The organism is Nicoliella sp. ESL1113 (assembly GCF_058509245.1).
On record NZ_CP196387.1, the window covers coordinates 23573 to 34553 of the forward strand.

13 protein-coding genes are annotated in these 10981 nt (G+C 37.9%); 6 read left to right on the top strand and 7 right to left on the bottom strand.

Going from position 1 to position 10981, the window contains the following annotated elements; translation table 11 throughout:
- Positions 1-14: 14 nt before the first annotated feature.
- On the top strand, positions 15-959 hold the full coding sequence (locus ACSYTJ_RS00095; RefSeq protein ID WP_491719836.1) for a metal ABC transporter solute-binding protein, Zn/Mn family: 945 nt from the start codon (positions 15-17) through the stop codon (positions 957-959).
- A 58-nt stretch (positions 960-1017) separates the two neighbouring features.
- Here ACSYTJ_RS00095 and ACSYTJ_RS00100 read toward each other — a convergent pair whose 3' ends face one another.
- The gene (locus ACSYTJ_RS00100; protein ID WP_491716855.1) at positions 1018-1425 is read right to left on the bottom strand and encodes a DUF2000 family protein; all 408 of its coding nucleotides are present in this window, start codon (positions 1423-1425) and stop codon (positions 1018-1020) included.
- Between the two features lie 127 nt (positions 1426-1552).
- Here ACSYTJ_RS00100 and ACSYTJ_RS00105 point away from each other — a divergent pair, with 127 nt between their 5' ends.
- Entirely contained in the window at positions 1553-2431 is an 879-nt protein-coding gene (locus ACSYTJ_RS00105) for a LysR family transcriptional regulator (protein ID WP_491716856.1), read from the top strand.
- 39 nt (positions 2432-2470) lie between these two features.
- Here ACSYTJ_RS00105 and ACSYTJ_RS00110 read toward each other — a convergent pair whose 3' ends face one another.
- Both ACSYTJ_RS00110 and pnuC read right to left on the bottom strand, forming a co-directional pair.
- The gene (locus tag ACSYTJ_RS00110; protein ID WP_491717266.1) at positions 2471-3091 is read right to left on the bottom strand and encodes a deoxynucleoside kinase; all 621 of its coding nucleotides are present in this window, start codon (positions 3089-3091) and stop codon (positions 2471-2473) included.
- A gap of 31 nt (positions 3092-3122) precedes the next feature.
- Positions 3123-3845, bottom strand: a complete 723-nt coding sequence (gene pnuC / locus ACSYTJ_RS00115) for a nicotinamide riboside transporter PnuC (protein WP_491719837.1) — start codon at positions 3843-3845, stop codon at positions 3123-3125.
- Positions 3846-4411: 566 nt separating this feature from the next.
- On the opposite strand from pnuC, the gene ACSYTJ_RS00120 reads away from it, so the two are divergent.
- Complete coding sequence (locus ACSYTJ_RS00120; RefSeq protein ID WP_491719838.1) at positions 4412-5572, top strand: DNA cytosine methyltransferase; 1161 nt, start codon at positions 4412-4414, stop codon at positions 5570-5572.
- A 16-nt stretch (positions 5573-5588) separates the two neighbouring features.
- On the top strand, positions 5589-6647 hold the full coding sequence (locus tag ACSYTJ_RS00125) for an HpaII family restriction endonuclease (protein ID WP_491719839.1): 1059 nt from the start codon (positions 5589-5591) through the stop codon (positions 6645-6647).
- Positions 6648-6745: 98 nt separating this feature from the next.
- Here the strand turns inward: ACSYTJ_RS00125 and ACSYTJ_RS00130 are convergent, their stop codons facing one another.
- Positions 6746-7096, bottom strand: coding sequence for a fluoride efflux transporter FluC (locus ACSYTJ_RS00130; RefSeq protein ID WP_491719840.1), 351 nt, complete (start codon positions 7094-7096; stop codon positions 6746-6748).
- Positions 7096-7476, bottom strand: a complete 381-nt coding sequence (locus ACSYTJ_RS00135) for a fluoride efflux transporter FluC (protein WP_491716862.1) — start codon at positions 7474-7476, stop codon at positions 7096-7098. Before ACSYTJ_RS00135 ends, ACSYTJ_RS00130 begins: the two co-directional genes overlap by 1 nt.
- A gap of 451 nt (positions 7477-7927) precedes the next feature.
- Between ACSYTJ_RS00135 and ACSYTJ_RS00140 the strand changes: the two genes are divergently transcribed.
- Entirely contained in the window at positions 7928-8938 is a 1011-nt protein-coding gene (locus tag ACSYTJ_RS00140; protein WP_491719841.1) for a zinc-dependent alcohol dehydrogenase family protein, read from the top strand.
- 24 nt (positions 8939-8962) lie between these two features.
- Positions 8963-9358 carry a VOC family protein gene (locus ACSYTJ_RS00145; protein ID WP_491716864.1) on the top strand — a complete coding sequence of 132 codons (396 nt, stop codon included), beginning with the start codon at positions 8963-8965 and terminating at the stop codon, positions 9356-9358.
- Positions 9359-9409: 51 nt separating this feature from the next.
- Here the strand turns inward: ACSYTJ_RS00145 and ACSYTJ_RS00150 are convergent, their stop codons facing one another.
- Positions 9410-10207, bottom strand: coding sequence for a transporter substrate-binding domain-containing protein (locus ACSYTJ_RS00150; protein ID WP_491719842.1), 798 nt, complete (start codon positions 10205-10207; stop codon positions 9410-9412).
- A gap of 1 nt (position 10208) precedes the next feature.
- Complete coding sequence (locus ACSYTJ_RS00155) at positions 10209-10970, bottom strand: amino acid ABC transporter ATP-binding protein (protein ID WP_491716866.1); 762 nt, start codon at positions 10968-10970, stop codon at positions 10209-10211.
- Between the last annotated feature and the right edge of the window lie 11 nt (positions 10971-10981).

Here is a 10981-nt window from a genome sequence, read left to right on the forward strand (position 1 = left end):
AAAGAGGAATTTAAATGAAGCGCATCTTAATCGCACTGGCATCCGTTATCGTCCTAGTTGGTGGAATCTTGTTATTCATCAACCAGCGCAGTGCTAGCAAATCGGCAAACTCCACTAATGATAAAAAAGAACTCAGCGTCGTTACCACCAATTCGATTTTAGAAGACATGGTCAAAAACGTTGGGAAGGACCGCATTCACGTCTACAGCATGGTCAAACGTGGGACTGATCCGCATGAATATGAACCACGTCCAGAAGACATTGCAGAAACCACCAATGCCAACGTTGTTTTCTACAACGGCCTGAACCTAGAAACCGGTGGGAACGGTTGGTTCAAAAAGCTGGTCAAGACCGCTCATAAGCAGTTCGGCAAACAGGTCTTTGCAGCCAGTGAAGGCGTGACCCCACTGCATTTGACCACCAATAAGAACGAAGTCGACCCCCACGCTTGGTTGGACCTAGCTAATGGGATTCAATACGTCAAAACCATTACCAAAGTCTTAAAGGAAAAGGATCCGCAAAATGCAGATTACTTCCAGAAAAACGCCGATGCTTACATTGCTAAACTATCCAAGTTGAACGAGGAAGCTAAGGCCAAATTCTTAGACATCCCCGCAAAACAACGGGTCTTAGTCACTTCCGAAGGCGCGTTCAAGTACTTCTCCAAGGCCTACCACGTTAAGCCAGTCTACATTTGGGAAATCAACACCGAATCCCAAGGGACCCCTGAACAAATGCGGCGCGTCCTAGCTGCCATCAGCAAGTACGATGTAAAACACCTCTTCGTTGAATCATCAGTTTCACCAAAATCAATGGATAAGGTTTCATCCGAAACTGGCATCAAGATCTATTCCAAGATTTTCACCGATTCACTTGCGAAGGAAGGCACCGATGGTGACACCTACTACTCCATGATGAAGTGGAACTTAGATCACATCCACGATGGATTAGCAAAATAAGCAATAACTAAAAATAGATTGGTCCTCAAAAATGAGTGCCAATCTATTTTTTCAGTTCCTATTTATGTAACGGCAGTTTCTTAAATAGTTTATCAACTTGATTTTTCTTACCCCTAACTCCAATGCCCACTAAATCAAGATCGTTTAAGTCATGACTAGCAATCTCAGCACGATTATCATCATCGTTGAAGGTATTAAAAAGCGGCTTGGTAAAAATAGAAATTGCAAAGTCCTTATCAACCGCTTTTTTAAGCAACTCGTTTAGTTGTTCTGCACTGGCCGAATGAATCATTATTGGTTGCTTAGACATTGGTAAGAATTGATAGCCATCCTTAGTAACATAGTTATCACCAACAATGTTATCAGAACTAGTAATTCCACTCATCAAAAAGGAATTTACATTTAATTCTTGCCAGGGTTCCAAATCATCCCTAAGCGCAATCTTGATCTTTGTATCAAATGCCATAATAACCACTCCTATGTTCCTATTTATAAATTAATGGTTTCTATCACCAAGATTATCATGCTATTATATATCAGTAAAATAGATATATTGAATGGTTTACTTCAATAAAATTGAAGGAATGTTAAAAATGGAAATTAAAAATTTATACACTATCAAAAAAATAATTGAGACTGGATCGTATAGTAAGGCTGCTGAAGAATTGAAGTATGCCCAATCCACCGTTACATTTCAGGTTCATCAAGTTGAACAGGAATTAGGGATTCACATTTTCGAAAAGATTGGTAAATCAATGCAACTCACTAGTGCCGGTAAACAATCGATTCCATTAATCGATGACGTTATTAATCGGTTTGAAAGATTAAAGAGCATTAACGAAGAAAGATTAAGCGGCACTTTAGCTATCGCCGTTCCTGAATCACTAGTAACTTATAAGTTACAACCAGTTTTAAAAGCGTTTAAACAACAAGCACCAAATGTTGAGTTATCAATTAAGGTCTTAAATTGTTATCGCATATTTGATGAGGTTATTAAGAACCAAGTCGACATTGGGATTGCATACCATGTCAAAAATAATGATCAGTTAGTAATCAAGCCACTAGCAGAATATGAATTAACTTTAGTCGGCTCTAAAGGCCTTAATTTAGAGGATCGCGATTTCATCACCCCTAATCAAAAGAAACCAATTTGTCACATCCAAAATGATCCAGATGCGTTGTATTTAAAATACTTTAATCAATACCTGGCAGCTCAAAATATTAATTTAATGCCCAGCCTTGATTTATGGAGTATTGAAGCAATTAAAAAAAGTGTCATCAGCAACATGGGCGTAGCATTCCTCCCTAAGTTTACTTTGCAACAAGAACTGGCTAGCGGTGATTTAATAGAATTAAATACTGAAATTCATGATTATCAGTTCCAAGCAGTCGTGCTTTATAATCAAAATAAGTGGATAAATCCGGCAATGAATTTATTTTTAGATTTATTGAATAAAGTTGGCATTAACTAAAAATAGATTGGTCCTCAAAAATGAGTGCCAATCTATTTTTTAATGTTTTAATTTAGCATCAATTTGCTTCAACACCGCTTGTAAATCAGCCGAATTATTCACAAAGTCGTACTTGTCACCATTAATTTTCAACTTGGGACTAATTTCGTAGTTCTCAAACCAATGTTGATAAGCCACCCGCAGTTCGCGATAGTAGTCCAACAGGTCATCAGACTGTTCAAAGTCTCGTCCCCGTTGACGAATCCGTTTCAACTGGGTCTCCAGACTGACTTCAATGTAGACCAACAGATCGGGCCGCTTCTTTTTGGCTGCGTATGGCAATTCTTCCATCATGTTGTCCAACAAGTCATGGTAAACAGCGGCTTCAGTGTCATTGATGTTGCCCAACTTGTGATTCAAGTCGGTGAACAACGCATCTTCGTAAATCGAACGGTCTAACACGTTATTATCATCTTGTTGCGCCTTTTTGATCATCTCAAAGCGTTTGTTCAAAAAATAAATTTGCAGCAAAAAGCCGTACTTTTGCTTATCCTGATAGAACAGTGGCAACACAGGATTGTCGCCAACTGGTTCATAAAACGCCTTGGTGTCCAGGTGTTTGGACAGCCGTTCGGTCAACGATGACTTGCCCGCACCGATGGTTCCTGCTAATACGATCATTGTCATAACCTACCCCTTTCAAATTAAGTGATTACTTAGTTGCTAAACGCTTGGCAAACCATGGACTCTTGGTAAACGCCAAGATATCATTACCGATGTAGAGCATGTAGGTTACGAATAGGACTGGTGAAGCACTCCCCTGCGCAGCGGTAATTCCCCACAGAATCACTGATAGCACCCCTTGTGCCAACCAGAAGTAGTAGGTTTCGCGTTTCTTCAAGGTGGTTAAGATTGCACCCATGATCCCAGTCGTTGCTGAAATCGAGTCGATCAATGGCCGTGGACTATCAGTTAAACTGGTCAATAACGTGTGCATGATCAATACGACAATAACAAAGCCAATTACGTATGGCAACCAGTTCTTGCAGGTCTGAGCATTATTTTCGCCCCGCAGGCCAGAAATCTTGTTTTCAGCATCTTGATTCCAGCTCGGCATTAACAGGACTGGCACATCTAACAATACGATGTAGCTGAGCTGCATCACAATTTCCATGTAGTTCTTGGCGCTAAACGCAACCGCAATTAGTAAGATCGCACTAATCAAGCCCAACCATCCATTGATTGGTTTGGCATTGTTGATCGCTAATACGCAGGTTAACCCAAGGACCCCAGCAATAAAAGTTACAATACTAATCGTAGTAATCGGGCTGCTGAGCGTTAACGCTAAGTTAAACCCCAACCCAAAGAACAGTAGGATGTATGATTGGACGTTCCAACCTAGTAATTGGCTCCATAGCCACTTAAAATAATTCATTTGAAAAGCTCCTAACACAATATATAGTATTTAAATAACTATCTATATCTACATCTAGTCATTTTAGTCAACTCGTTCTATTATACAGAAACTAAGATCGATTTCAATCACCGGACTTAGACGATTAAATCGCCAACAGGTAATTTTAAAATCCAGATTGTGTTAAAATAACCCCAGTTAGACTGATTATTCATAATTAAAACTGGAGGTAATAATGTGAAATTTATCAAAGGCACCACTTTCCTATAGCTAGTCCTCATGATCATCGCCTGTTTCATCATCTTTATAATGCGCGGGGGTTTGATCTAATCGTGAACCATACATACAACATCAAGTTTTATATTTCTGAAATGGGCAGATATTCTGTTCGAGGGTTAGTATCTGCCGTTTTGATTCAAATCGGTGAAAGTATTATTGAAAGACACAAACGGAAACAAAAATAAGTGGTGAACTGCCCCTCCAATTTGAATCAATATTCATACGGAACTTTTTTAGCCGTTGGTTGTTTGTAATCTTGCAACATTGCTGATATAATGGCTTTTATAATCTCGCAGGAGGGATGCCCTATGGCTAAAAAAGACATTAATAGTAAAAAACCCCATACTGTTTATTTAAGCGATCTAATTTACCAAGAAATTAATGGCACTAACATAAATGGCATTAAAACATTCTCTGAAAAGGTAAATTACATTTTAAATAAATACACAAACCAAGATCAGAAAGTAGCAAACAATGATGATATCGAAGACCGTCATGACCAAAAAATAAGGTATATCGACCTTTTTGCTGGAATCGGTGGAATTAGATTAGGATTTAGTGAAAACGATAAACAAACTCAGTGTGTTTTTTCAAGCGAATGGGATAAATTTGCAGTGCAAACTTACGAGGCCAATTTTAAAGAAAAACCATTCGGTGATATTACTAAAATCAAAGCTGAGGATATCCCAAATTTTGATGTATTATTAGCCGGCTTTCCTTGTCAGCCATTCAGCAGTATCGGTAAAAGAGAAGGGTTTAAGCACAAAACGCAAGGCACATTATTTTTTGATGTCCTAAGAATTATTAAGCACCACAAACCCAAGGCATTTCTTTTAGAAAACGTTCCCGGCTTATTAACGATCCAAGAGGGGCAAGCATTCGAGATAATTAGGCAATCACTAGTAGATAGTGGATATAACGTCTACCACAAGGTCTTACAAGCAACCGATTATGGATCTCCCCAATCCAGAAAAAGGGTAATAATTGTCGGTTTCAGAAAAGACATCGATAGCTCTAATTTTTACTTCCCAGACAGTAATGATCAAAACACTTACGTTGGGGAAATATTAGAGGATAACCCCACTGGATATTCAATCTCTAAAAATTTGCAAAAAAACTACTTATTCAAAAAGGATGACGGGCATCCATTTGTCGTAGATAAAAACACTAAAAAATACGCAAAAACTTTAAACGCTAGCTATCACAAAATACAACGATTAACGGGGACGTTTGTAAAGGGTGGTGAAACTGGAATAAGGTTACTTTCAGAACTAGAATGTAAGAGGTTACAAGGTTTTCCAGATAATTTCATAATTCCAGTTTCAAGAACCCAAATGTACAGACAAATGGGAAACAGCGTTTCAATCCCAATGATTAAAGCAGTTTCCAAAAACATAAAAGATGTTTTGCGAAACAAAAAAATAGACGTCAAGGGAAACCATGCTACTATCCAGTTAAATCTAATATAGAAAGCCATGATTAGTAATGACAAACTATAAAAAATTCAATATTGGAGAATGGTCTGAATCCTATGTTTTCCTTAGGTTGTTATCATCAAACGGAACTTTAAACATAGCCGATAATAATTTAAATTCTATCCCTAACCAATTTTTCACAATCAAGGCAATTATTAAACCAGATGTTATTTATGAAATAACCAGCCAAGATCCAGAAATTCACATTCAAGAAAAAGACAAGCCTTCATTTTCAGTTAACAAAAATCAGTTCTTACATTATTCGAATTTTTTATTAGACAAATTATTAAGCAAAAAGGGAAATTTCGAAGTTCCAGCCGTTGAAGACTTTCTTAAATCAGTAAAGCTAGATAGTTTAAAAGCAAAGAGCAAGTTAAAAAGTGATATCGATATTAAAATACACGATCCATTCACAAATACAGAACCAACAATCGGCTTTAGTATTAAATCTTATTTAGGTAGCCGCCCCACCCTTTTAAACGCATCACAACAAACGATTATTAATTACAAGCCTTCTAAGGAACTAACCAATAATTTAACCCCCACCGAATTGGACGCTCTCAACGCCAAAGGAACTATATTAGACAAAATAAATCGATTAAAAAGTAAAAATATCAATTTAACATTTAATAATCTAAACTCAAGCACCTTTGAATTTAATTTAAAAATGATAGATTCGGAAATGCCTAGCATTTTAGCTGATTTATTTTATTGTTCTTATTTTGTACGCGGCAAAAAGATCTCTAAGGTTGTAGATTATTATTGTGATAATTTTCATAAAAATCACGATTTAATAGAATACAAGGTTAAAGAACTTTTGATTAGCATTGCATTAGGAATGGTGCCCAATACCAAATGGGACGGTTTGGATCAAGCTAACGGCGGCTATATTGTTGTAAAACAAAATGGCGAAATCGTGGGTTACAACATATACGAAAGAAACAAGTTAAAGGGTTATCTCTACAATTCAACAAATTTCGACACCCCCTCTTTAAGTCGATATAACTGTGGAAACATTAACGAAAGAGGAGCAATGAGCTTAGGCTGTATGATTAGATTTTGGCAATAATAAACAAACGACCCCGATCGGTTGAACAGAAAACGTTCAGCATATCGGGGTCTTTACTTTGAAAAAAATAATACTTATTGGTGTGGTCTAATCGATTTTTAAATCGCCATGCCAACAAATGCTGCTAAAATCCCTAACAACGTGGTTGAAATGAAATATAATCCAGCCCATGTCGGACGCTTAATCTGAAGCCTTACCGTTTCATTCATAAACGTGGAAAACGTGGTATACCCACCTAAAATCCCACTGCCAATTAGATAAGCCATTGAACTATCAGCAAGTTGCCCTGCTAACAAACCCAGGAGAAACGATCCAGATACGTTGATTACCACGGTGGCGAGTGGAAATTCCTGCCACCCCATTTTGTTTCCAATCAATTCGATCATCGCATAACGAATCACCGCACCGAACGCAGCAGCGAGTCCGACAATTATAATTTTAGATAACATTATTTTGCACCCGCCTTTGCAATTAAGTAGTTCGCTAATTTAATTCCAACTAATGCGAATATATATCCAAAGACTAAACTAATTGAAAGATACCAAAAAGAATTAATTAGTGAAGTTTTGAACAGCTTTACAAAATCAACCGTAAACGTTGAAAAAGTGGTAAAGCTACCGATAAAGCCAACGCTAATCCCGCTAAGGAGTTCACTTGAGATTTTAAATAACAATGGCAAAATGCTAACCAGAAAGGCTAGTAAGAAAGTTCCTAATAAATTAATCGCAATAATCATTGCAAAGTGATCGTTTCCAGATAAAAGCGTTAACCATTCGCGAAGTGCCCCGCCAAAGAAACCAAAAAAGATAATATAAATAACTTTCCGCAATTTAAATTGCCCCCTTATTATCCCCTTATCGTATCACAATTAAGATATCTTATACTTTAGTTAATAAATTCACAAAATATTTAAAAATTATACCAATTAATTTTTTATTCATGCAATCGGTTTAAATATGAATAAATATATAAAAAGACATAATTTAAGCTAAAAAGTTTGTGAAACTGTTAACTATCATTAGCATTAAATCAACATTTAACTTTGCTTACATCATGTTGTAACAATGTGACTTTATTCATTTATAAATCCAATTATCTTTATATTTAGATAAAATGGCAGTTGATTATTTATCAATAATCATTAGTATTATAGGTGTAATCAATTGGTGCTAAACGCTAAATGTTTGGAAACAAATGGTTATTTCATATAAAATAGTTATTGAAGCTGGGTCATCCGATCTGGTTAAAAAATTTATATTATTTAAAGGGGATATTTACACATGAAAGCATTAGTATTAACTGGTACTAAACAAATGGAAATCCAAGATTTAGATACTCCAACTCCAAAGCCTGACGAAGTCTTAGTTAAGACTGCTTACGCTGGTATCTGTGGTACCGACGACGCACTTTACAACGGTCTTCCAGGTTCAGCAGACGCTGTTCCTCCAATCGTTTTAGGTCACGAAAACTCAGGTGTTGTTGAAGCTGTTGGTGCTAACGTTACCCAATTCAAGAAGGGTGATCGTGTTGCAGTTGACCCTAACATCTACTACCCTAAGGACAAGTACTTCCGTGTTGACCGTCCACAATTAGCTGAAGACCTTTCAGCTGTTGGTGTTACTCGTGATGGTGGTTTGGAAGAATACTTCACTGCTCCTGAATCAGTTGTATACCACGTTCCAGCTAACCTTTCATTAAAGGCTGCTTGTTCAACTGAACCAGTTTCATGTGGGGTTCACGGTATCCGTCGTCTTAGCTTACAACCACATTACAAGGCTCTTGTTATGGGTGATGGTTACATGGGTCTTCTATTCGTTGAATTATTAAAGGCATACGGTGTTCAACACGTTGACTTAACTGGTCGTCACGATGACAAGTTAGCCGAAGAACAAAAGCTTACTGGTGCTGATCACGTAATCAACACTGAATCTGGTGACATTAACGAAGAATACGACATCGTTATCGAAGCCGTTGGTCGTCCAGAAACTCAAGAAAAGGCAATCGAAGTTGCAGGTAAGGGTGGTCAAATCCTTATGTTTGGTGTTGGTCGTCCAGATCAAACATTCACTGTTAACACTTACGAAGTATTCCAAAAGGAATTAGACATCAAGGGTTCATTCATTAACCCATACGCATTCGATGACTCCCTTGCATTAATGGCAAGTGGTAAGATCGATGTTGAACCACTTATCAAGAACGTTCTTAAGCTTGACGAAGTTGTTGGTAAGCTTGATGGTTCTGACAAGCGTCCTGGTAAGTCAGTTGTTGAACTTGACGGAAGCTTAAAATAATTAATTTCTATGGAGGAAAATAAGATGGCTTTACAAGATTACTTTACTGGACTCCAACACGTTGGAATTCCTTCCAAAGACTTAGACAAGACCATTGCTTTTTACGAAAAGCTTGGCTTTGAACAAGCAGGTTTATTCCACAATGGCGAAAACCGTTGTGCTTTCATGAAATACAATAACCTTACCATTGAAACTTGGGAAGGTGACCCCGTTACTATGAAGAACGGTGCCATCAACCACTTCTCAATGAACTGTACTGACGTTGACAAGGCTTTCGAAGCTGCTAAGGCTGAAGGCTTTGACATGGTCAACGATGAAATTCAATCCATCCCTTCATTCTGGGATCATGGTATTCGGTTCTTTAACATCTTAGGACCTAACCACGAAACAATTGAATTCTGTCAAATTCTTGACAAATAACAACTAAAAAAAGCGCTGGTGATTTTCCACCAGCGCTTTTTTTGTACATAATTACTTGATGCCCTGAACTGCATTATAGCCAAAGTATTTTTCAGCTAACTTAGTAAGGGTACCATCCTTCTTCATTTCAGCAATTGCCTTGTTCAATTTAGCAATCTTACCAGTATTGTTCTTAGCAAATGGTAATGCTACGTTGACGGTTGCAGCACTTCCCTTTAGGATCTTCCATGCATAATGCTTTTGTTTGATGATGGCAGAGAGGTTATTTCTGGTATTAACCACCCCATCAACGTGTCCTGCTAATAGTGCTTCGTAAGTTAAATCACGGGCATCAAACATCTTAAACTTGATCTTATTATTGTAGTTCTTTAGGTTTTGCGAGTTATTGGATGCTGATGCTCCTGAAACCGTTTTACCTGATAGTTGATCAATGTTATTCAAACTTGACTTCTTATCAACGGCAACTGCGGTTTCTTCCTTGTTGTAAACGTCAGTAAACTTGTACTTCTTGGCCCGTTCTGGAGTTACGGCGATGTCATTGGCCACCGTGTCTAATTGACCATTGTCAACTTGACCTAAGAGCCCATCGAATTCACCAGTCACCCATTTAACCTTGTAACCAGCTCTTTTAGCCGCATCGTTTAAGACATCGACATCAAAACCAGTTAATTTGCCATTGGCCTTATAAGTATTGGGATAACTAGTTCCCGTTACCCCCGCTTTAATTACATTCTCACTATTTTTGGAACCGTTGCTAGTTTGGTTGAAATAAAAGAACCCCCCAGCAATTACTACTAATACAGCTACGATTGCGCTAATGATAATTCCACGATTTCCAGTTTTCTTCATATTAAGACAACTCCTCTACTTTTTTAAAATGCATTTCTTTCGTAAAATTCTTAATTCTGTCTGGACCATGTTCAGAAAATAATTCATCAGTTGATCCATGGTACTTAACTGCGCCATCTTCTAAAAAGACGGTACTGTCGCTAACCTCTCTGGCAAACTCAATTTCATGCGTCACGATCACCATTGTGATGGATTGTTGAGCGAGCTTGGAAATAATATTGAGTACTTCTTTGGACATTTCTGGATCGAGTGCGGAAGTAGGTTCATCAAAGAGGATGATCGATGGTTGCGAAGCGATGGCGCGGGCGATTGCGACCCGTTGTTGCTGACCACCTGATAAACTCACCGGATAGTTGTTAGCAACGTTGGCTAACCCCATCTCGGTCAATAACTGCTGGGCCTTAGTATGTGCAGCGTCCCATTTCAGTTTATTATTTAACAATTCTGGGGCCATTACGTTCTCTACCGCCGTCATGTTCCTAAATAAGTTAAAGCGTTGAAACACCATTGCTGATTGCAACCGATATTCATAAATTAATTTTTTCGTGGCTGTTTTAGGGGTCAGCTCCACATCATTCACCGTAATCGATCCACTAGCGAATGGTTGTAAGTAATTAAAAGTCCTCAGAAGCGTGGTTTTCCCTGCTCCACTGGGCCCAATGATTGCTGTGACCTTCCCCTTTTCAATCTGGAGGTTAATATCTTTTAAGATCGGCGTGCCGTTGATCACAACCGATAAGTCCTTCGTATTAATTGCATTCATAAGCTTAAATT